This window comes from Paenibacillus mendelii (assembly GCF_024498075.1).
Taxonomy (GTDB): domain Bacteria; phylum Bacillota; class Bacilli; order Paenibacillales; family Paenibacillaceae; genus Paenibacillus_Z; species Paenibacillus_Z mendelii.
Genome location: NZ_JANHOF010000002.1, coordinates 718,789 through 739,763, shown reverse-complemented (window position 1 = coordinate 739,763; position 20,975 = coordinate 718,789). Strand labels below are relative to the sequence as shown.

Sequence of the window (20,975 nt, the reverse complement as noted above, 5' to 3'; positions counted from 1 at the left end):
TGACCGGTTCGCCGGACGCGCGTCAACCCGAAAGCACATCCTATTAGCCAAGGAGGGACAACATGAAAAACTCGAGCTACGACCGCGCCATGACCGTCCTGTTCTATCTGTTCACGGCGATCTTCGCGCTTGCCTGCCTGTACCCGTTCCTGCTTGTCATCGCCAGTTCCGTCACGGACGAATCGGCATTGCTGCGGGACGGCTACCGCTTGTTCCCGAATGCCTTCTCCGGAGCGGCGTACAAGGCCATTCTCACCACCGCCACGATTCCGAAGGCATACCTTGTCACGATCTTCATTACGGTCGTCGGCACGGCTCTAAGCTTGATCGTGACGAGCATGGCGGCCTACTCGCTCTCCGGGGGCAGGTTGTATTACGGACCGCATATCGCCATGTTCTTCTACTTTACGATGCTCTTCAGTGGCGGGATGGTTTCCAGCTACATCCTGACGACCAAATACCTTCACCTTCAGAATTCGATCTGGGTATATATTCTGCCGGCGCTCCTCTCGCCGTGGAACCTGTTCCTTATGCGCAATTTCTTCAACGACATTCCGAAAGAGCTGTTCGAATCCGCCAAGCTCGAAGGAGCGGGCGAGACCCGAGTGCTTCGCTCCATCGTGCTGCCGCTTTCGCTGCCGGCGCTTGCGACGATCGGCTTGTTCTATGCACTGGGGTATTGGTCCTCTTGGGCCCCGGCGATGCTCTATATCGATAATCCAGATCTGTACTCTTTGCAATATATCATCATGCAGATCATTCGCAACGTCGACATGGCCCAGAACATCGCGGTTGAGGGTTCCCAATCGACGGCGGCGGTCGCCCCGGCCTACACGGTGCGGCTCGCGACCGCGATGGTGACGGTAGGGCCGATTATTTTCCTCTACCCGTTCCTGCAACGATATTTTGTAGGCGGATTGAAAGTAGGCGCGATTAAAGGCTAAACTCGGTTTACGGACCGATTGGCATATATAATCATCGGGAGGCTTAAGCAAATGAAGAACAAAAGTGTAAAGACGGCTTCGGTCCTGCTTGCCGTTGTCATGTGGATCTCCCTGCTGGCGGCGTGCAGCAACGGCAACGACGCGCAGAACAAACCGGCAGACAACTCGGTCGGCTCGGAGACAAACGCCGGCAAGGAAACGAACGGGGACGCGAACGCGGATAAACCCGAACCGCCCAAACAAACGACGTTGAACATTATGCTATGGGGCGATAAGCCGAACCAATTCGACGACGTCGTGGCGGAGTTCGAGAAAGAGACCAAGGACACGCTTAATCTGAAGCTGAAGTTCACTTTCACGCCGCAGGCGGATTACGTCAACAAGCTGAAGCTGAAGCTTGCCGCCGGCGAACAAGTGGATATCGCCTTCGACGCGCCGTGGATGAACATGAACACGTTCATCGCGCAGGATAACTACACGAACTTGGATGACTACTTCAATAACGATAAATGGCCGGGTCTGAAATCCGCTTTCGGGCAAGGCTATCTGGAGAATAACCAATTTACCGGAAAGGATGGCAAGCTGCATACGTACGGCGTTCCCTTGGGCCATTATCTGGGAGAGCTTGCCGTTATGTTCTACCGCAAAGATTTGGCGACGAAGTACGGTATGGGCGAGATCGCCAGCAACGATGACATGATCAAGTATTTCGACAATGTGCTTCAGAACGACAAGAACGTCATTCCGCTCGTCGTCAGGAACGACGGCAACTACGGCGCGTCCGCTCTGATCGACGGTAATAAGGATCTGCCGAGCAAGCCGGACGCCGGCATCTGGGACATTAGCCTAGCCCCGAACATCATCGCTTCCGCGATCGTGAAAGACAAGCAAGTCGTCGACGTGACTGTGAACGGCGACAAAGCGGCGAATGTAGCGGGCTTCCCCGCGCCGTTCAACGGCAAGGACTACTCCACCTTCGAAGCGATTCGCGAATGGCACGATAAAGGCTACATCGAGAAGGAGCCGATCGTCCGCAAGGACGCGACAGGCACGTTCGCGGCGGGCAAAGCGGCCGCGATGATCGAGACGATGGCGAACTTCGATTCCATCAACGCGCAATTGAAAGCAGGCGTGCCTTCCGCCGAGCTGGGCATCTATCTGTACCAGAACAAGACGCGCGATAAGGTACAGCCGAACCCTTACTACATCAGCGACTTCCGGATCTGGAACTTCCTCTGCATTCCGAAGACTTCGGGCAATGCGGATCGGGCCATGAGCTTCATCAACTGGCTCTTCGAGAACCAGGACAATCACGACCTGTTCGAGCTGGGCATCAAGGGCAAGCATTGGGAGCCGGTCGGTGACGACAAGTTCAAATATCCGGTGGGCGTCGATCTGGCCCAGAATTACAGCTTCAACGGTTACTTGTTGACCTGGAGCCCGAAATACATCCGCCTCTCCGACAGCATACCGGACCAAATGGTCGACTACTACAAATACATGGCGGACGAGAACACATATATCAAGTCCGCCATCGCCGGATTCGCGTTTAACCAAGATCCGGTAAAGAGCCAAATGGCCAATCCGGACTTCGCGAAAATGTTCAACGAAGAGCTGGCTTACAAGTTAGGCATGGTAGGGAATCCCGCGGCGGGCCTGGCGCTACTGCAGAGTAAGTGGGAAGGAAACGGCCGCCTGCAGGCGGACATCCAAGCCATCAAGGACGAATTGAAGAAGCAGCTGCAAGCTTTCCTCGATCAACAACCGGCAGCGCAATAGGACAAGAACGGCGACGATAGGGAATCACTGCGTCGCCGTTTTTGATATCGGTCTACCGCGACCGCGGCTATCCGATCTCGAGTTCGCCTTACGGCAAACAAGAAGCTATCGGAACGGAGGAATTTCTTGCTGTAGTCGGGGGAGAGGATTGATCCGTCCGACCGTCTTGCCAAGAGAACAGCCGAAGTTCGCCGAATCGTTCCTTATTGGCGATAGATCCGGAGAAGGCTATAATGGGAATAGGAAAGCGGTTTCGTCCTGTGGGGAGAGTCGACGGGATGACTGCGGGCATTAGCGTCTCCCGTAATTCGCTTACCCGCAAGGCGCCATTGCAGCGAGGAGGCAGCATCGACATTACACAGAGGAGCAACGGTCGTTGGCGAACCGCTTTGTGGCCGGATACACTTAAGGGACGTTTGATTATTTTGCTGATTATCGTCAGCGTGACCCCGATCGTGCTGGTCGGTTTTACGTCGTATTATTGGCTGGATAAAGTCCAGCAGGAGAAAATCAGTGTCAATTATCAGTCTATCGTCGACAACGAAATGAAATCGCTGGAGGATATTTATGCCAATCTGGGAAGCGTCTCGCAGTTGCTGGTGGTTAACGGCGGGCTCGGCGACGACGTGCTGGAATACTTGAACAATACCGATCCCGTCCGCAAGACGGATCTGTTCGTGCGCATCGATAAATCGCTGACCAATATCATTTATTCCAATCCCAGCGTGAACGGACTCTTCCTTTATCTGCCGGCTTACGAGAATGCGGTGCAATTCGAGACGTCGCCGCTCCTGCCCGCGTTTAGCTTCGGGAGCATCGACAACGAACCGTTTCCGCTGCTTTATCGCGCGAATCAGCTGGACTTCAACAGTCCCCATCCATCGGTGCTTAAGGAGCATGATGAAATCGTCGTCTCGTTGATCCGAAAAATCGATTATCGAGCCGGAGAAAGCTACTACATTTATCTGGAGGCGAGGTTCGGGGATCAGTTGCATACGTTCGCGAACACGCCGATCGGCCTGCATGGCAAGCAACTGCTGACCAACGCCGCGGGCCAAGTCATGTTCAGCGACATCACCGAGCGGATTCCGGTCGGGAGTTTCGTGACTCCGGAGAAGAAGGATGCCCGGCTGCAAGCTTATAAGCAGTTCGCGGCGAGAAGCGCCCAAGGATGGACGATGTATTTCCTCGTGCTTCTGGCGGACTACGAGAAGGAATTGAACGCCTGGCAAATTCAGTTCGCCTGGGTGGCGGTGCTGTCACTGCTGGTAACGGTGCTGGCCGCAATCTATATATGGTGGATGGTGTACAGGCCGCTGCGCGGCATCAATCGCGAGATCAAACGCTTCAGCTACAATCAGGAAGAGCGCTCCGTGATGCGGACGAATTTGCAGGAATTCGATATGTTGTTCGCCAGCTTCCAAACGATGAGGGATAAAATCGTGGAGCTGATATTCGAAGTCGAGCAGAAGGAGAAGCGGAGGGGAGAGCTGGAGGTGGAGAAGCTCATGTCGCAGATCAATCCCCACTTCCTGCATAACTCGCTCAACACGATCCAGTGGCTTGCGAGGGCGGGCGGACAGACGGAAATCGTGAACCTGGTGAAGGTGTTCACCCGCGTCCTGCATTACAATATGGCCAAGAGCAGCATGATCGTTACCGTCCAAGAGGAGATTGACGCTCTGAACGATTATATCGAGCTTCAGAACGTCCGCTACGATCACCGGTTCAATATTGCCGTGGATCTCGAACCGGAGGTGGGCGGCGTCCCGATTCCGCGTTTCGTGCTGCAGCCGCTCGTAGAGAACGCACTCTATCACGGACTGCTGAGTGAACAGGGAGATATCCGGGTCACGCTCGGCATGGCGGAAGCCGGACGGATCTATATCAGAGTAGCGGACAACGGCAAAGGCATGACGCCGGAGAGAATCCGGGAGCTGCTGAACGGCGAGGGCGGTCGCAAGTCGGGGCTCGGCATCGGCTTGAACTACGTGAAGAAAATGCTCGAGGTATATTACGGAGTCGCCGCGGATATGACGATCGAAAGTGTCGTCGATGTCGGAACGACCATCGCCATTACGATGCCGGATCATATGACGGGGAGGGAAACCGATGATAAGAGCTATGATCGTTGAGGATGAGCCGCTCGTTCGGAGGGGGATTCTGAGCATGCTGCCGCTATCGCATTTCGGCATGGAACTGGCGGGAGAGGCGGAGACCGCCGAGGCGGCGCTTCGCGTGATCGAACAGAGCGGCATCGATCTCGTCTTCACGGATATCTCCATGCCCGGCATGGGAGGACTTGAACTGCTGCGCGTCTTGAGGGAGCGCCACCCGCACGTCCGTTCGGTGGTGCTGACCTGCCATCAGGAGTTCGATTTCCTGCAGCAGGCCCTGCGGCTGGGCGCCGTAGACTATATCGTGAAGACGCAATTGGACGACGATTCCGTGTTGGAGCTGCTGCAGCGGATTGCCGCGCAATTCTCCGCGTCCGCCGGGCAGACTGGACTGGGCGGCGGGCTGGCCGAGACGGCTGCCGCCCAAGAGCATCTCGCCCGTGGTTGGCGGGGATTGAAATGGATCGTGGATCAAGTCTTGTATGAACGCCTGCTCGGAGAATCCTTGCAGAGCTTCCAGCCGACCGGATGGAAGAACGCCTTGCTGGCCGGCGCTGCGCAATGGCCCGTCAGTTGTCCTTCTCTCTCGTCCTTGCGGTCTCTTGCGGAGGAGTTGCCGGAGAACGGCACGATGGCGGAACTCAAAATCTGGGTGGAAGCCGTTCGCGACCGGGGGAGAACGCTGCTGCGCAACACGATGTACTCGGAAGAGGTCGCGGCTTCGATTATCGAATCCATCGACATGCTGGGCGAGCACGCCGGCGACAAACTGACGCAAGCGGAAATCTGCAAGGCCATCAACATGAGCATCAGCTATTTCAGCAAGAGCTTCAAAGAAATCGTAGGCCTTCCGTTCGTCACCTACGTGCAAGAACTCAACATCAGACGCGCCAGAGCGCTGTTGGAAACGACCAATTATCCCGTCTATATGGTTTCGGAGCAATCGGGCTTCCATGACGAGAAGTATTTCGGCAAAGTGTTCCGGATGAAAACCGGGCATACGCCAAGCGAATACCGCATGCTGTTTCGAGGGGGATGCTGACCGCGGGCCGCGAGAAGGGACGCGCGAAACGGAAAGAGGAATCCGTTTGCTCAAGAGGGTGGTTTTTTTGTCCGAGCGCGGCGTTTGGCCGAAAAAAACCGTCCGCATACAGCAAATGCCCGCGTAACGATCGGGTTGTTTTCCATCTTATAATGAAGGCAACACGAATCGGGGAGGCAATTGCAATGAGCGACGAAGCGGAGAAGCCAAAGGACGAAGACCGCAAAGCTTTTTTCGGGGATGGATTTTTTGCTTGGCAGGGCGGGGGAAAGACGTACCAGAAGGAGATGTACGAAGCGACGCAATATAATGTAGAGAAATATTGGGGCGGATTCTCCGAAGAATCGGTAGACGAAGCATCCTACCGGCTTCCGGATTGGGCGATCGGCCCTTTCCGCAAGTACGAGAGCAATCCGATTTTCGCTCCGGCGGAAGAAGGCTGGGACCGGGGCCGTTTCGGCGGAGGCGTGCATAACGGGTCCGTCGTGCGCAAAGACGGGAAGTTTTATTATATTTACCGCGGCGAAGAACCGCTGCGCGAGGATTATTGGGGCGGGGCGGAAGAAGGCTTAACGGATATGGGCGCCATGGATTATATTTGCGATATCGGCGTCGCGGTAAGTTCGGACGGCATTCATTTCGAACGCGCAGCGGGATGCGGCCAGTTGTTCCGTCGAGGCGAAGACGAGGATTTTAGCTTCGAGGACGTGTGCGTCGTTAAGCATGAGGACACCTACTACCTGTACTGCAACAAGTGGGACTGGAGAGATTTCTCCAATCCCAAGGGAAACGGCGTCTTTATCGCGACGTCCAAGGATCTGCTTCATTGGGTGAAGGTCGGATTGGCTTTCCCCGAGGCGACGAGGATTCACCGCAATCCGTGCGTGCTGCAGAATCCGGACAACGAGGCGGTTCGCGCGAATGGCAAGTTCGTCATGTACGTCAACGACGGCCTGATCGCGTACTCCGACGATCTCATTCATTGGGAATCTCGCGAAATGAGCGAATTCTGGCCTGGCGGCGAAGGCTGCTTCGCTCTGGCGGATTACAGCGACGCGCATCCGGACGGAATTCTGCTCTTCACGGGCGGGCATCATACGGGGCATTTCTACGCCGTCGGCGAGGTGTTCTTAACCAAAAGCAATCCGGAACAGGCCCTTGCATGGTTGCCTCGCCCGGTCCTGATCGCGGAAGAGAGGTATCCTTGGGAGGATGCCCGCAGTGCCGCGAATCCGGACGAGATCATCTCCTACTTCCGGGACACGATTTTCTTCACGGGCATGACTCGGCATGAAGGCCAGTGGATGGCTTATTACGGTGGCAGCGAAGTATATACTTGCCTCGCCCTGGCTGACGCCAAGCAAAAGTATGGGTAGGGAACGGCTTGATCGGCTCTAGGCGGGCAAGCTCGGCATTGGCGTTGAAGAGAGGAATCCGCGGCGAGTCGTCGCCGCGGATTCCTTTTGTATTTTGCCGGGGGTTACAATCGCTCCTTCGTAACCTCGAGCGTCACCCCCGAGGAGAGCACGCGCCTCCAGGCGGCGTTCGAAATGCTTTGGCATCCTGGCGGATCGCGGGGGAACGAATTGTAGACCAGGACGACGAGCTTCGCGCCGTACCAATCGGCAGCTGGCAGCGCGTCGCCCGGTCCCATCGTGAAGTGGTCCCCGATCGACAGGAAAACGATATCGATCAGATGGCGGTCGCCAATCATTTTCATATCCGAGAACAGCGCCGTATTCCCCGCATACAGGATCGTCAGGCCTTCCGCCTGAACGATGATGTTAGGACAGCAGCGCGACCTAGTTAACCTGCTGCAAATGACCGAGACGGACGATGGACTGCCAGGCAAGTTCAATGATGTATTAGGGCTGGTTAGGAACAGTGTCAGCCGGATTGAAGCCGGGAATCATTAACCGGAAGAAGACGAAAGGTTAGGCTTCTCTTCATCGCTCGCCGCGGAACTGACCACCCTCACTGAATGGTGCTTCTTCTTTTTTGGACGGACACTGCATAAGCTTGGAAAGGGGATGCGGACGAAGTGTGGAAGGGGGGCGCTGCATGTCAAGATGGGGGAGAAGAGGATGGCGCAGCAGCCGTCGTCGCCGGCGGACGGGGAAGCTCAGCCGCCGTAAAATGTTTCTTATCGTGACGCTCGTACTCTTATTTCTGATGTTCCAATTCTTTATCTTTATCGAGCGGAACCTGCGCGATCCGCTGATGAATGTTGCAATGATCAGGGTTAAACAGGTCGCTACCCAAGCGATTAATAAATCCATAACGGAGCAGGTTGCGCACCAAACGGATGCGGCTGAGAAGCTGATTGACTGGAAGACGAACGCAAGCGGGAAGATTTCCGGCTTTATGCTGAATTATGGTGAGCATATGCGGATCACTTCCCAGACGATCGAAACCGTTCAAGGGACATTGGCGAAGCTGGGCGATATTCCGGAGCATATTCCGATTGGCCAGGCGCTGGGAAGCGCGATTATCGCCTCCTACGGTCCTCGGGTACCGGTCAAATTCGAGCCGCTTGGAGCCGTGAAGGTGGATTTGAACACCAGGCAGAAGGACGCCGGCATCAATATGATCCTGGTTGAAGTGTATATGAGGATTACAGCGGAGGTCTCCATAATCATACCGTTTGATACGAGGCCCGAGCTGGTCGAGACGGAGATTCCGATTTCCTATTTGCTGGTTGTAGGCGATGTACCGATGTATTATTACGATAATAAAGGCCAGCCAGTAGGTGAAACGGCCCCGGGAGCACCGAATATTTCACTGCCGATCGAGCCCGGCAAGAGCGGAGTGACGACTAGCCCGGCGGAGGAGGATTCGTTGTCCACGGAGCAAGGCGGGAATGGGAATTCAAACGCTGGGGAAGCTCCACATTCGAATACGCCTGAGAACGAATAAAGGAACGGCTGCAGAGCTCAAGGTTGTGCTCTGCTGCCGTTCCTTCCGTGTTGGGGTCTTAAGCGGTCTGGTTTACGGCTTGCTTGCTTTAATTCCGTTTGAGCCGTTTGCGTTCTTCGCTCTCCCATTGACGCAGCATAGGATACGGGTCGAACGACCATTCGATCAAGCCACGGTCGCGGTAGACGCCATAGTGAAGATGCGGAGGGAATTTCCCCTGCGTGCCGGGCTTTCCGTAGCCGGAGCTTCCGACCCAGCCAACCGTCTGTCCGGGCTTAACAATCGTACCCACCGCGACAGTCTTATCATAGCCTGAAAGATGGCCGTAATAGTGATACACATTGTTCAAGTCCCGGATTCCCAGACGCCAGCCCCCGTAAGGATTCCAGCCTTTTACCTCAACGATTCCGTAGCAGGTGCTGCGCACAGGTACGCCATGATTTGCGAAAATGTCAGTTCCCTCGTGGATCCGGTATCCGCCCCAGCTGCGTTTCGTGCCCCAGGTTCCTTTGTACGAGTAATTATTACCTACCGGGACAGGAAAGGCATGCTCGAACAGGTCGAGCTGGCCGTAAGCGGCATAGATACGAGAAAACTGGCGAATTCGTTGAACGGCTCGCGTGTTGTGATAATACTGCCATACGCCGATTGAAAAATCATCTTCGGCCGGGCCGAAATTCATGAGATGGCTTGCGACAGCATAGAGCAGGTCGGCGTCGCTGGTGCGAACGGCTAGACCGTCGCCGTCACCATCTTTGCCGGAGCCGCTGAACCAGCGGATGGATAAAGGAAATTGATCTTCATCATCAGGGTTCAATTGGCCCGCCCATTGGGCAGGTGTCATGTAGATGCCAAGCCATTCCCCAAGCTGCTGCCGGGTTTTCGAGCGGGCCTTCGTCATCGTGCGCTCATATTGATCGATAGCTGCAAGCCTATACCAGGGGACGCCGGTTATGGCGCTCATCTGGTCGAAGAGCTCCCTGCGTTTGTCGAACGCTTGGCCTTTATTCGTCGTATTTGTACTGCCCGCGGCGCGGTAGACAGGGTCCTTGGAGGGAGCCTGCAAGGCCTTTGCATGAGCGGCTCCGATGCCTAAGCCTAGCGATGGCAGCAAGCCAATCGTGCAAGCAAGAAGCATGGTGCAGCGAATTCGGGTGCATTTCATTAAGGTCACCTCTAGGAAGAAACGTTCACCCGTATCATCTTCAAAATCATTGGTTTTTATCCGAAACGTGCTATAATAAGACGCAGGAAAGTACAGAAAGTAGGTATGCCTCATGAAGACCGTGCAGCAGCCGGAGCGCAAACCGGACTGGCTTAAAATTAAATTAACGACCAGCGGCAACTACGCCGAGATTAAAGATATGATGAGTTCCAAGAAGTTGCATACGGTATGTGAGGAAGCTCGCTGTCCGAACATTTATGAATGCTGGGCCAACCGTACGGCAACCTTTATGATATTGGGTGACATTTGTACCCGTGCTTGCCGCTTCTGCGCGGTGAAGACGGGAATGCCGACCGAGCTTGACCTGCAGGAGCCGGAACGTGTCGCGGAAGCGGCGCAGCAGATGGGACTTCAGCATTGCGTTGTAACGTCCGTGGCACGCGACGATTTGGCGGACGGCGGGGCTTCGATCTTCGCGGCAACGATCAAGGCGATTCGTAAAGAACTGCCGCTCTGCAGCGTAGAAGTGCTCATTCCTGATTTCATGGGCAACTGGGAAGCACTTCAAACGGTTATGGATGCCAAGCCGGATATTCTGAATCATAATATAGAGACTGTGAAGCGGCTTTCTAACCGCGTCCGCGCGAAAGCCAAGTATGCCCGTTCACTCGAGCTGCTTCAACAAGCCAAAGCGATGAAGCCTAATATCCCGACCAAATCAAGCATCATGCTTGGCGTGGGCGAAACCTACGAGGAAATTTTGGAAGCGATGGACGATTTGCGCGCTGTGGACTGCGATATTCTGACATTGGGTCAATATTTGCAGCCGACACCGAATCATCTGCCTATCGATCGTTATGTCCATCCGGATGAATTTGCCAAATTAAAAGAAGAAGGATTGCGGCGCGGCTTCAGCCACGTTGAATCCGGGCCGCTCGTTCGCAGCTCATATCATGCACATCAGCAAGTACAGTCAGCAACCCAGGCAAAAACGGCCTCTATGTGAGAAGGAGTGACAAACAGCTTTGATCCATATCGGCGGGAGATCCTATGAACTTGTTCAAGATCACAAAAACGGATGGAATCCCGAGGCGTTCCGCGACCGTTACAGCGACGTGCTGGAACGTTATGATTACGTCATCGGCGACTGGGGCTACAATCAACTGCGGCTAAAAGGGTTCTTTCGCGATAATCACCCGAAAGCAACACCGGGCAGCACCATTTCGGGTTTGGTCGATTACATTAACGAATACTGCAACTTCGGCTGCGCCTATTTCGTACTTCTGAAGCAGCCTGGCGGAAGGCAGGAAGGCGGCGAGGACGACATCGATTTGGATGTGTTCGAGTTTCCGGATCCTGAACGGTCCGATGGCGAGAATGAGGATGGTGAGGTCGCCTATGATGGAACTGCAGCTCCTGTAGCTGCAGCAGCAGAAGGCGAAGTCGTCGTGAAGCGCGAGCATATCCGGGCTGTTCCACGTAATCCGCGTGATCAGCGGAAGGATTACACGCGTTCGCAGCCGAATCGCAAGGACCACAACCGTGATTCCGATAAAGAGACGTCCGGCAGCGGCCGTAAGCCGCTCCCTAAGGACCGGGATAAAGAGCATGACAAGGAGGGAGCGCGGCCTTCCCGCCAGCACCACGGAGCGTCACATGCAGGCGAGCGTCCGCACCAAGGACAGCGTCCGAAGAAGCCCCCGTTTGCGTCTGCTAAGGCTCCTGTGGCGGCAGCATCAGAAACACCGGCTCCTCGGGGCAAAGAACCCGGAGGTTCAAAGAGCTAAGCGTTGGAATGGAAAGTGGCGGTGCAGATTAGTTCTGCACCGCCACTTTTTTTGCATTGCACTATTACGGATAAACGCTGATCATGGCAGCCAGCTAGAGATGCTGTACGTTATACAGTCTTGCATATGCGCCGTCTATGGCCATAAGCTCCTCATGCGTACCTTGCTCGACGATCGACCCGTGCTCAACCACAACAATGGTATCCGCATGGGTAATTGTAGAAAGACGATGAGCCACGATGAGCGTCGTGCGATCCCGCGAGAGCGCTCCAAGCGATTCTTGAATCGCATGCTCGGACTCCAGATCAAGAGCCGAGGTGGCTTCATCAAGCACGAGAATAGCGGGATTCTTGAGGAAGACCCGCGCGATAGAGATACGCTGCTTCTGCCCGCCCGAGAGCTTAACACCCCGCTCGCCAATCTCGGTGTCATAGCCGCCCGGAAGCGACATAATGAAATCATGCGCATTAGCCTGTCTTGCGGCATCCATCATGGATTCTTCCGAAGCCCCGGGGCTTCCGAGCAAAATATTATCCCGCACACTTCCGCTGAACAGAATACTGTCCTGTAGTACCATGCCGATCTGAGCGCGCAAACTATGCTGGGTAACCGACCGTATATCCCGCCCGTCAATCGTAATGGATCCTTCTTGGATATCGTAAAAGCGGGCGAGCAGGCTAACGAGCGATGATTTGCCGCCGCCGCTCATCCCGACAAGCGCAACGGTCTGGCCGTGAGGGATATTTAGGTCGATCCCCCGCAGCACCCATTCCCCATCCTCCAGATAGCGGAAGGACACGCCGCGGAACTCAATTTCGCCGCGCACATCCCGAAGCTCCTTCGCACCGGATTGATCTTGAATCTCCGGCGTCTCATGCATAAGCTCCATGACCCGTTCGAGTGATGCCGAAGCTTGAGTGAGCTCGGTTGAAGCGTTGACGAGCCTGCGAAGCGGGGAATAGAGACGGTCCAAGTAGCTGTAGAAGGCCACGAAGGCGCCGATTGTGAGATCCCCGAGTGCAACCAAATAGCCCCCATACGCCAGCACGAGCAAGGGTGCGATTTCAGTCAAGGTGTTGATGATCGATTGTGTCAGCGCATTCCACCGCGTGAGCGCAAGCGCCTTCTGAAGAAACGTTGCATTGCGATTTCTGAATTGGTTCTCCTCGTGAGTCTCCAGTGTGAAGCTCTTCACGACTGGAATGCCGTTCACATGCTCATTCAAGTAACCTTGCATCTCGGCAAGTGATTGCGACCTTGAACGTGAGTAGTCCCGCAGCCGTTTATACAGCTTCTTGACGGCGATGGCGTAGAAGGGCAGGATGATGATCGCCACCAGTGTAAGCACCGCGTTCATCTGGAACATGATGATGAGGGCAACGGTGAGTGTGAACATATCGAGCCAAATGTTCATCAATCCGGTCTCGACAAGCGACTTCGTCTGTTCCGCATCATTCATCATGCGTGAAATAATTTCTCCGGACTTCCGGTTTTGAAAATAACGGATCGATAATTTCTGAAGATGGCCGTACAGCTTGCCCCGCAAATCGAACAGGATGCGGCTAGTCGTCATTTGTGCAAAATATTGCCGGTAATATTCCACCGGATAACGGACGACGACGAACAGCAGGAAGCCCCAGCCGAGCGCCTTGAGCAGCTTCTCGATTTTAACTTCCGCTGTTATCGGGGCAAGGAGCACCCCATCCACGATATATTTGAGAAAGAGCGGCAGTGTAAGCGGAATGGTGAATTTGACCGCCCCAATCAGGAGCGTAAGAGCGATCATCCACCGGTAAGGCTTAACAACTTTTAAGTAAGCGCGAAAAGCTTTCATCGTTATTTGACATCATAGCCGAGGAACGCTTCGCGCACCCGATTCCAGAATGGAAACGGCCGGTATCGGGCAAAGCTTACCTTGCGGCTTGCTACGCTGCACCGAATGGAACGAATATCGCTTCGGGTCATGTTCAGATGGTCAAACGACAACAGCAGCCGCTGCTCCTTGCGTGAGATGATGTCGCAATGATGATGCTGAGGCAGCACGACAGCAGATCCAAGTGTCCGGTACACCCGGTTGTTAATCGAAGCGATCTCTGCAATTTGCAGGGATTCGATCGATGGATGAATAACGGCTCCGCCCAAGCTCTTATTATAGGCTGTGCTGCCGAGCGGGGTGGAGACGACGATGCCGTCGCCGCGGAACATCTCGAATAATTCATCATTGATATCGATCTGCGCCACGATCGTATTATCCACGCCTTTAATGGTAAATTCATTCAGCGCGATATGATTCGAAATGCCCGAGGCGGTTTCCAGCTCGATCTGCGCGAGCGGATAGCGGACGATACGCGGCTCGCTCTCCGTCATCATGCGAATGAGCTCCTCGAGCTCGTCGGCTTTCCAATCCGCAAAAAAACCGAGGTGTCCCGTATGCACACCGACAAAGGCAACGTCGGAAATGCGATCGCTATAGGAGTGGAATGCTTGCAGCAGCGTACCGTCGCCGCCGATCGAAACGACCATCTCCGGCGATTCTTCATTTAAGGTGAGGCCTCTTGCGGCTGCAAGCTCATGAAATTGCCCAGCCAGTTGCTTGGACAGCTGGTCACCCCTGTCCACTACGACGTAGTTCAATGAAATAAGCTCCTTCCGCACCGATATAATAAGTCGATCATATCGGAAATCGCCCCTAAAGACAACGTTATCCGGTCGGTGCCATACTATTCCAGAGGATATACACGAGCAGAACGGCAATAACGCCGTGCACCAATCGGGCTATGAGAAACGGCCGGTAGCGCAAATCGGTGCGGCTCAGCAAACTGACGACCTGGGCGTGAACGGACATTCCGCCCCAGGAGAGGATAAAAGCGGCAATGGCTACCTGGTGAATGAGGCCGCTGCTTGTCGATTCCCCCGCCGTTCTGGCTCCTAGCGTGACCTCGAACAATCCGTTGACAACCGCTTCAGATAACGATGCCGGCATCCCCAGTGTACTCATGACGATACGGAATAGCTCGGCGATCGTCCCGATCATGCCGACCATGGTGAGCAGCTCCATGACGACCGAGAAGAAGACGACAAGTCCTCCGACCACAATCATAAGCCGGAGCGCGGCTTGTACGGCTTCTTGGAGCAGCGTGCCGGTTGAGCGGCCGTCCAGCAATCTGGCCCGATGCATGGCGGTTATCGCTTGCGCGAGCCGTGAGGAGCGCCTGCCTGTCTCTGTGGAGGAAGCTGCAGGGACTTGTGGCGACTCAGGCGCCTTCCTGTCGTGATAGCGCATGAGCAGCCCAATGATCAGGCCTCCTCCATAATGAGCGGCGGCGAGCAGGGGAGCGAGCGCGGCGTTGTGGAAGAAACCGATGGACACCGCTCCAATCAGGAAGATCGGATCCGAGGTGGTCGTGATGGCGACGAGCCGCTCGCCTTCGACCCGCGTAATGAGCCGCTGTTCCCATAACTGAGCCGTTAGCCTCGCTCCGACGGGATAACCGGAGGCATAACCCATCGTAACGACAAACCCGCCGATTCCGGGAAGCCTAAACAGCGGGCGCATAAGCGGATCGAGCAGCGTGCCGAAGAAGTGAACGATGCCGAATCCAAGCAGCAGCTCCGATATCACGAAGAATGGGAAAAGTGCAGGAAATAAAACCTCCCACCATATGGACAGCCCGCGTATCGATGCATGCAAGGCTGCAGCTGGAAATATGGCAAGCAGCAGGGCGAGCAGCACAGCGACCCAAGCGGGAATAACCGCAGGCCGGAACAAATAACGGACGAGTTGCACAAATTCCCCTCCATTGCAGTCAGTGTTGTTGTCATGCTTGTGGACGATCTACTATAACTATATGAATGGAGGTGGACAAACAAGTACCAGGTGAGAAAAATGATGCATAAATAGGATGCAATCCTTATAAAAATATTTTTAGAAAACGCTTGCAAAAGATTGATGTGTTTTCGACACAGCTGTGATACAATAGATCTATATCCAGACGCTGGGGTGATCACTTATGAGTATTATTGCCGGCATCCTCGTTTGCGCTTTTGTTTACGTGATCCGCGAGTCCTTATTGGCTCCCGGGGAAGAGGATTATGAAAGCTAGTAAATTTGCTTGAGTTGTTCCAACAGTCGCAGAATGCCCTCCTTGAAGGGCATTTTTTTGTTGTTCGGCTGACGCAATCATTTGGGATAAAATTAATTTATTATATAATACCAAAGACCTATAAAATGGAGTGTGACATGTCGATGAATAACTATAGAACTACCTTTGATGACGTCGGAGGCCTTGAAGGGGTAAGGCGAATTACGGAGGCCTTTTATCCTAAGGTTCAACAGCATCCGCTGCTTGCGCCACTATTTCCGGAGGATATTATGCCGGTTATGGAGAAACAGACCAAATTTTTATCTCAATTTTTCGGAGGGCCTTCCTACTACACCGATGAATACGGAAACCCGAAGATGCGCGCTCGTCATCTGCCTTTCCCGATAACGCCAGCGCATGCCGATGCGTGGCTCGACTGTATGAGGCGTGCGCTCGCGGAGACGGATTTGCCGGATGAGCTGCAGCGGTTCGTGCTGGATCGGCTGTCAGGCCCTGCGTACCACTTTGTGAACACCACTAACGAACAGGAGACGTGATCCCATGGAGCCGCTCTACCAGTCAACGATTACTTGCATCTGCTGTGAACAGTCCTTCCAAACCTCGCGTGTGAGATCGAGCTTTAAGAAAGCCTTATCGCGGGACAGCGATTTTTGCGGGTATTACCGGGAGGATGTCAATCCGGACTATTATGTTGTAAGGGTTTGTCCGAAATGCGGATTTGCAACGACGGAGAACGGCATCGAACAATTGGCTGACGCGAAGCGGAAGCAGTATTACGAACAGATCGGATCCCATTGGAAAACGCGCGACTATGGCGGAAGTCGGACGCCAGAGCAGGCTATGGCATGCTACAAGCTGGCTCTTCTGTGCGGACAAGTGGTCGGAGAGAAGGAACGCGTGGTTGCGGGTATATTGCATCACATCGCCTGGCTGTATCGTTACACGGACAATAAGGAGCAGGAGCAGCGATTTCTGCGTTTTGCTTTAGAGGCATATGTAAGGGTCTACGAAAAAGAAGGGGTTTCCCTTAATAATGCGAAGCTGATGTTCCTGATCGGCGAGCTGTACCGGCGGGTAGGGGAGAAGGGCGAGGCTGTACGCTGGTTCTCTCGTGTCGTGAACGATAAGCGGATTACGGATGCTTCCATGATCCGTGCCAGCCGGGAACAATGGCAGCTGCTGCGAGCGGAGCAGTCTCCAGAAGCTTACTTGAACTCCTCCGAACATGGTGAGCTATACGCATGACCGATTAGCAATAAAGAAGCCGTCCGGTTCTTGAACCTGGACGGCTTCTTTATGATGTGCTTGAAGTACAGGGTCACTTGATATAGATCCCGCCAAACGGAAGCAGCTCGCGAAAAATCCGTTTGATCAAGCTGCCCCCGTGAAGCTGGTCCTCCAGCTGCGAATCCCGCGATCCGGTCTGGATGAGAATCGGACCGCTGCCTGTCAGTTCCCATTGGATCTGCATGTGCTGGCTGGCCAATGGGTTCCCATAGACCGAGAGCTTGACGCTGGCCCGCTCCGGATAAGCGATCAGCGCCCCTTTCTCCACGTAGAGCGGTCTAACGGGATCGAGCTCGAGCATCCCCAGATCGCCAGCGGCGAGGATGCCGAGCGAGCCTGGGCCGCTGAAGCGCATGCGAACCCATTCATGCGTGATCCAAACGGTTTTTATTTTTTGAATGCGGCTTTTCATAATCATTCCGTCCGAGTAGAACAGGACGTGGCGAAAATCGAACAATAAATCGCTGCCCGGCGCGATATTCATGGTTCTTAATGTACTGCCGGCCGGGAGCCCGAGAATAAACTGGGAAGGTCCCTGCATGCGTGAGCGGATCCACTTCTTCTTCCGGTACATGCCGGCCAGATCCATGAATCGGTCCTCCCGCAGCTGGGGGGAGCCTTGATAAGCGATAATGGCGTTGGGATGTAGTACATGAATAGCTTCTCCATGTTCAAGCATGACTTTGGCATGGCCGATCGGAGCAGGCGCGGTTACATTCATGTGCCGGCACCTCCGCTTGGGTTGCGGTGCTTGCGCCATGACCAGTATCTCCATATCCGCACCGAGATCAGATAAAGCAGTCCCATGCCAGCTAACACGAGCACAGATGCCGCGATTTTGCGAAACAGCTGCTGCTGACTGAACTTGTCCTGCGCCAGCTGATCGATACGCTTGGTGAGCAGCTCATTCTGCTCGCGATAGACGTCGTTCTGCTCGATTAGTTCCTGCTGGCGTTTGGCAAATTGCTCCGCAGCCTGCTGAGCCTCCTCGAGCCTTCGCTGCTGCTCGATAAGCACGCTTTGCATCTGAACGTATTGATCCTTCAGCTCCTCCAATTTGTCGGGGATGCTGTAAATATCTTTCAACCGGTCCATAACGCCCGCTATTTCAACGGACGGTGACGGGAACGAGTGCGCGATAATACCGCTTGTAAGAACGACAGCAGCGCCAATCCGCCAGAGCTGGAACATAAGTCTGTCACCTGCCTCGAAACGTGTAGAAGGATGCCTACATTTTGCCCCGTTTCTGGAGGTTTGAACAAACCGATTAAAGCTCAGGCTACCCTTTGCGCAAGCGTGTGTTGGTTAGCAGGTAGTCCTGGTCCGCATCGATGACGGTCACTTTATTCCGGCAGCAAGGAAAGATGACCAAACGTTTACTGCCTTCCCTGACTTCCCGAATTTCCAAGGGGGTAAGTGACAGAAGTACGTTATCCTGGCCGCAGAACGGGCAGGACGGTACATAGACGTCTTTCATCTGAATATCGTAAGGCCAAGCGCGATCGAACGGAATCACGGTGTCTGCTCCGGCTTCGCAGCCAGCTCGGCGAGCTTTTGCAGTAAAATATGCTTAGGCATATGCATGAGATGCTCGATCGGTACGTTAAGCTCTTTGGATAGCTTTATAGCGGTTTCAGGCGATATTTGCAGTGGTTTGGACAAGGTGAACAACTCCTTTTATTCGTCGGCTGGAAAGCCGCATCTGAATCAACGTGGAAATAAGGGCAGCCATTTCGATATAATTCAGTTATACACCGCTGCGGGGGATTACGCAACGCGAAGCGGCATGGTGCCGCGGTGACGACGCACTAAGATATAGATACCCATCTGGCGGCAGGTTGACAAATATCTGCACGCTCAGAAGGAGATGTAGTGCTTTCCGAAGTCGGTTTTGTAACGATGTGAGTCTGTGAGGCGCAAGCTTCACAAAAACTTGAGGAGGAATAAACTGTGGGACAGACGTATCCAGAGCAATGGGATTTAGATGTATTTTATGAGGGAGGCTCGTCCTCTCCGGCCTTTGCGGCTGAACTATCCGGCATGGAAAGAGACATCGATGTCCTCGTACGAGAGCTGGAGGAGGCTGCAGCTAAAGCAGAGCCAGTCGCAACAGCGAAGCTATCGGCATGGACGGCCGCGGTACAATCCGTCATCCTTCGTCTCCGTCAATCGGAATCGTTCGTCTCTTGCCTCGTAGCACAGCAAGTGAAGGATTCCGCGGCGATTGGCTTGAATGAACGGGTGAAGACAACGGCGGCGAAATTGAACAGCGCGCTCACCGCTTATGACGAGCAGCTGACATTAGTTCCCGAGGACGTATGGGCCCAGTGGCTCGAGCAGGAGGATATCGCCCCTGTCGCTTTCTCGCTTCGCGAACGTCGCGAGGCCGCCAAGGAGAAGCTGCCGCCAAGCCTGGAAGCTCTTGCCGGCGAGCTTGCAGTAGACGGGTACCACGGCTGGGGGGATTTCTATAACACGGTCGTCTCGCGTGCAAGATTTCAAGCGCAAGAGCCGGATGGCTCGTCGAAAACCCTCTCAGCAGGCCAGATGCACAACCGGTTGTCGGACGGGGAACGCAGCGTCCGTGAGGCTGCCTTTACCGAATGGGAGCGGGAGTGGGGCGACCAGGCCGAGCTCTGCGCGGAAGCGCTGAACCGGATAGCCGGTTTCCGTCTCAAGCTATACGACAAACGGGGCTGGGAGTCGGTTCTGAAGGAGCCGCTCGCCATGAACAGGATGAGCCAAGCGACTTTGGACGCCATGTGGGCAGCTGTGAATGAAGGCAAGGCGGATCTGGCCTTGTACCTGGAACGGAAGGCAAAGCTGCTTGGAATTGATAAGCTGGATTGGCATGATGTTGAGGCACCCATCGGATCGGCGGCACGGACAGTACCTTATGATGAAGCAGCCGATTTTATCGTCGAGCAGTTTCGCGCGTTCAGCCCGGATTTGTCTGAATTCTCTGAAGCGGCATTCCGCGACGGTTGGATTGAGGCCGAGGATCGTGCCGGTAAGCGGCCGGGGGGGTTCTGTACAGCATTTCCTATAAGCGGCCAGACCCGTATTTTTATGACCTATTCAGGTACGGCTTCCAACATTTCAACGCTGGCGCATGAGCTTGGACATGCGTATCATCAGCATGTCATGAACGATCTTCCGCCGCTTGCCCAGGAATATGCGATGAATGTAGCGGAGACGGCTTCGACGTTCGCGGAGATGATCGTGTCCGATTCCGCTATGGAGGCCGCCGTTGATCCGGAGGAAAAGCTGGCCCTGCTTGAAGATAAGCTTCAGCGCTCGACAGCCTTCTTCATGAACATTCATGCGCGCTTCCTGTTCGAGACGAGCTTCTACGAGCGGCGCAGCAAAGGCATGGTCAGCCATGAGGAGCTGTCCAAGCTGATGGAGGAGGCTCAGAAAGAGGCATTCCGCGGCACTGTCGGTAAGCTGCACCCTCATTTTTGGGCATCGAAGCTGCATTTTTACTTAACGGATGTGCCATTCTATAATTTCCCGTACACCTTCGGCTTCTTGTTTAGCTGCGGCATCTATGCCGTAGCGAAGAAGGAGGGGCCATCGTTTGCGAAGCGTTACGTCGAGCTTCTTCGCGATACGGGGCGAATGACCGTGGAAGAGCTTGCTGAGAAGCATCTCGGTATCCGCCTGGATGAGCCGGCTTTCTGGCGCGGTGCCGTATCGCTAACATCGGCTGATGTTGCGACATTCCTGGAATTAACGAACGAATAGCGAGAGCAGACTCGGATTTCTCCTGAATGAATGAAAGGTGGACAAATTTGGAAAGATAAGCCTATAGGGTCAGGGCTATTAGATGCCT

At 54.4% G+C, this 20,975-nt stretch carries 20 protein-coding genes; 11 read left to right on the top strand and 9 right to left on the bottom strand.

Translation table 11 applies throughout. From position 1 onward, the window contains the following. Window positions 1-62: 62 nt before the first annotated feature. The 5 genes from NNL21_RS10575 to NNL21_RS10555 all read left to right on the top strand — a co-directional run bounded on the left by NNL21_RS10575 (window position 63) and on the right by NNL21_RS10555 (window position 7,258). A complete protein-coding gene (locus NNL21_RS10575; protein WP_204816932.1) occupies window positions 63-944 on the top strand; it encodes a carbohydrate ABC transporter permease in 882 nt (293 codons plus the stop codon). A 51-nt stretch (window positions 945-995) separates the two neighbouring features. Further along, window positions 996-2,723, top strand: a complete 1,728-nt coding sequence (locus NNL21_RS10570; protein ID WP_204816935.1) for a DUF3502 domain-containing protein — start codon at window positions 996-998, stop codon at window positions 2,721-2,723. 233 nt (window positions 2,724-2,956) lie between these two features. Then, complete coding sequence (locus NNL21_RS10565) at window positions 2,957-4,858, top strand: histidine kinase (RefSeq protein WP_204816937.1); 1,902 nt, start codon at window positions 2,957-2,959, stop codon at window positions 4,856-4,858. Then, window positions 4,836-5,882 (top strand): response regulator transcription factor, encoded by a 1,047-nt coding sequence (locus tag NNL21_RS10560; protein WP_204816939.1) that lies wholly within the window; start codon window positions 4,836-4,838, stop codon window positions 5,880-5,882. The genes NNL21_RS10565 and NNL21_RS10560 overlap by 23 nt, the downstream gene beginning before the upstream one ends. A gap of 185 nt (window positions 5,883-6,067) precedes the next feature. Then, window positions 6,068-7,258, top strand: a complete 1,191-nt coding sequence (locus NNL21_RS10555) for a glycoside hydrolase family protein (protein WP_204816941.1) — start codon at window positions 6,068-6,070, stop codon at window positions 7,256-7,258. A 104-nt stretch (window positions 7,259-7,362) separates the two neighbouring features. Here NNL21_RS10555 and NNL21_RS36745 read toward each other — a convergent pair whose 3' ends face one another. Beyond that, complete coding sequence (locus NNL21_RS36745; protein ID WP_373567543.1) at window positions 7,363-7,740, bottom strand: MBL fold metallo-hydrolase; 378 nt, start codon at window positions 7,738-7,740, stop codon at window positions 7,363-7,365. 203 nt (window positions 7,741-7,943) lie between these two features. Between NNL21_RS36745 and yunB the strand changes: the two genes are divergently transcribed. Next, window positions 7,944-8,798, top strand: a complete 855-nt coding sequence (gene yunB, locus NNL21_RS10545) for a sporulation protein YunB (protein ID WP_204816943.1) — start codon at window positions 7,944-7,946, stop codon at window positions 8,796-8,798. An 88-nt stretch (window positions 8,799-8,886) separates the two neighbouring features. Here the strand turns inward: yunB and NNL21_RS10540 are convergent, their stop codons facing one another. Continuing rightward, window positions 8,887-9,963, bottom strand: coding sequence for a M23 family metallopeptidase (locus NNL21_RS10540; RefSeq protein WP_256555152.1), 1,077 nt, complete (start codon window positions 9,961-9,963; stop codon window positions 8,887-8,889). 112 nt (window positions 9,964-10,075) lie between these two features. Here NNL21_RS10540 and lipA point away from each other — a divergent pair, with 112 nt between their 5' ends. After that, entirely contained in the window at window positions 10,076-10,969 is an 894-nt protein-coding gene (lipA, locus tag NNL21_RS10535; protein ID WP_204816944.1) for a lipoyl synthase, read from the top strand. A 19-nt stretch (window positions 10,970-10,988) separates the two neighbouring features. After that, on the top strand, window positions 10,989-11,750 hold the full coding sequence (locus NNL21_RS10530) for a YutD-like domain-containing protein (RefSeq protein ID WP_204816945.1): 762 nt from the start codon (window positions 10,989-10,991) through the stop codon (window positions 11,748-11,750). Between the two features lie 94 nt (window positions 11,751-11,844). Here NNL21_RS10530 and NNL21_RS10525 read toward each other — a convergent pair whose 3' ends face one another. The 3 genes from NNL21_RS10525 to spoVV all read right to left on the bottom strand — a co-directional run bounded on the left by NNL21_RS10525 (window position 11,845) and on the right by spoVV (window position 15,537). Continuing rightward, window positions 11,845-13,584: an ABC transporter ATP-binding protein gene (locus NNL21_RS10525; protein ID WP_204816946.1), complete on the bottom strand. Its 1,740-nt coding sequence runs from the start codon at window positions 13,582-13,584 to the stop codon at window positions 11,845-11,847. Between the two features lie 2 nt (window positions 13,585-13,586). Continuing rightward, a complete protein-coding gene (locus tag NNL21_RS10520; protein WP_204816947.1) occupies window positions 13,587-14,384 on the bottom strand; it encodes an NAD kinase in 798 nt (265 codons plus the stop codon). A gap of 67 nt (window positions 14,385-14,451) precedes the next feature. Further along, window positions 14,452-15,537 (bottom strand): dipicolinic acid transporter SpoVV, encoded by a 1,086-nt coding sequence (gene spoVV, locus NNL21_RS10515; protein ID WP_204816948.1) that lies wholly within the window; start codon window positions 15,535-15,537, stop codon window positions 14,452-14,454. Between the two features lie 459 nt (window positions 15,538-15,996). Between spoVV and NNL21_RS10510 the strand changes: the two genes are divergently transcribed. Both NNL21_RS10510 and NNL21_RS10505 read left to right on the top strand, forming a co-directional pair. Continuing rightward, complete coding sequence (locus NNL21_RS10510; protein WP_204816949.1) at window positions 15,997-16,389, top strand: globin domain-containing protein; 393 nt, start codon at window positions 15,997-15,999, stop codon at window positions 16,387-16,389. A gap of 4 nt (window positions 16,390-16,393) precedes the next feature. After that, on the top strand, window positions 16,394-17,098 hold the full coding sequence (locus tag NNL21_RS10505; RefSeq protein WP_204816950.1) for a DUF2225 domain-containing protein: 705 nt from the start codon (window positions 16,394-16,396) through the stop codon (window positions 17,096-17,098). A gap of 73 nt (window positions 17,099-17,171) precedes the next feature. On the opposite strand, the gene NNL21_RS10500 is transcribed toward NNL21_RS10505, so the two are convergent. The 4 genes from NNL21_RS10500 to NNL21_RS10485 all read right to left on the bottom strand — a co-directional run bounded on the left by NNL21_RS10500 (window position 17,172) and on the right by NNL21_RS10485 (window position 18,802). Further along, window positions 17,172-17,861, bottom strand: a complete 690-nt coding sequence (locus NNL21_RS10500; protein ID WP_204816952.1) for an AIM24 family protein — start codon at window positions 17,859-17,861, stop codon at window positions 17,172-17,174. Continuing rightward, window positions 17,858-18,331, bottom strand: a complete 474-nt coding sequence (locus NNL21_RS10495) for a hypothetical protein (RefSeq protein WP_204816953.1) — start codon at window positions 18,329-18,331, stop codon at window positions 17,858-17,860. Before NNL21_RS10495 ends, NNL21_RS10500 begins: the two co-directional genes overlap by 4 nt. A gap of 88 nt (window positions 18,332-18,419) precedes the next feature. Beyond that, window positions 18,420-18,656 carry a hypothetical protein gene (locus tag NNL21_RS10490; protein WP_204816955.1) on the bottom strand — a complete coding sequence of 79 codons (237 nt, stop codon included), beginning with the start codon at window positions 18,654-18,656 and terminating at the stop codon, window positions 18,420-18,422. After that, complete coding sequence (locus tag NNL21_RS10485) at window positions 18,653-18,802, bottom strand: YycC family protein (RefSeq protein WP_204816957.1); 150 nt, start codon at window positions 18,800-18,802, stop codon at window positions 18,653-18,655. The genes NNL21_RS10490 and NNL21_RS10485 overlap by 4 nt, the downstream gene beginning before the upstream one ends. A 288-nt stretch (window positions 18,803-19,090) precedes the next feature. On the opposite strand from NNL21_RS10485, the gene NNL21_RS10480 reads away from it, so the two are divergent. Then, on the top strand, window positions 19,091-20,887 hold the full coding sequence (locus NNL21_RS10480) for a M3 family oligoendopeptidase (RefSeq protein ID WP_204816959.1): 1,797 nt from the start codon (window positions 19,091-19,093) through the stop codon (window positions 20,885-20,887). Window positions 20,888-20,975: the final 88 nt, after the last annotated feature.

Excerpts from the sequence above, each read along its gene's own strand:
- NNL21_RS10575 (WP_204816932.1), top strand. The coding sequence starts at position 63 with ATGAAAAACTCGAGCTACGACCGCGCCATGACCGTCCTGTTCTATCTG.
- NNL21_RS10570 (WP_204816935.1), top strand. The coding sequence starts at position 996 with ATGAAGAACAAAAGTGTAAAGACGGCTTCGGTCCTGCTTGCCGTTGTC.
- NNL21_RS10565 (WP_204816937.1), top strand. The coding sequence starts at position 2,957 with ATGGGAATAGGAAAGCGGTTTCGTCCTGTGGGGAGAGTCGACGGGATG.
- NNL21_RS10560 (WP_204816939.1), top strand. The coding sequence starts at position 4,836 with ATGATAAGAGCTATGATCGTTGAGGATGAGCCGCTCGTTCGGAGGGGG.
- NNL21_RS10555 (WP_204816941.1), top strand. The coding sequence starts at position 6,068 with ATGAGCGACGAAGCGGAGAAGCCAAAGGACGAAGACCGCAAAGCTTTT.
- yunB (WP_204816943.1), top strand. The coding sequence starts at position 7,944 with ATGTCAAGATGGGGGAGAAGAGGATGGCGCAGCAGCCGTCGTCGCCGG.
- NNL21_RS10540 (WP_256555152.1), bottom strand. The coding sequence starts at position 9,963 with ATGAAATGCACCCGAATTCGCTGCACCATGCTTCTTGCTTGCACGATT.
- lipA (WP_204816944.1), top strand. The coding sequence starts at position 10,076 with ATGAAGACCGTGCAGCAGCCGGAGCGCAAACCGGACTGGCTTAAAATT.
- NNL21_RS10525 (WP_204816946.1), bottom strand. The coding sequence starts at position 13,584 with ATGAAAGCTTTTCGCGCTTACTTAAAAGTTGTTAAGCCTTACCGGTGG.
- NNL21_RS10510 (WP_204816949.1), top strand. The coding sequence starts at position 15,997 with ATGAATAACTATAGAACTACCTTTGATGACGTCGGAGGCCTTGAAGGG.
- NNL21_RS10505 (WP_204816950.1), top strand. The coding sequence starts at position 16,394 with ATGGAGCCGCTCTACCAGTCAACGATTACTTGCATCTGCTGTGAACAG.
- NNL21_RS10500 (WP_204816952.1), bottom strand. The coding sequence starts at position 17,861 with ATGAATGTAACCGCGCCTGCTCCGATCGGCCATGCCAAAGTCATGCTT.
- NNL21_RS10495 (WP_204816953.1), bottom strand. The coding sequence starts at position 18,331 with ATGTTCCAGCTCTGGCGGATTGGCGCTGCTGTCGTTCTTACAAGCGGT.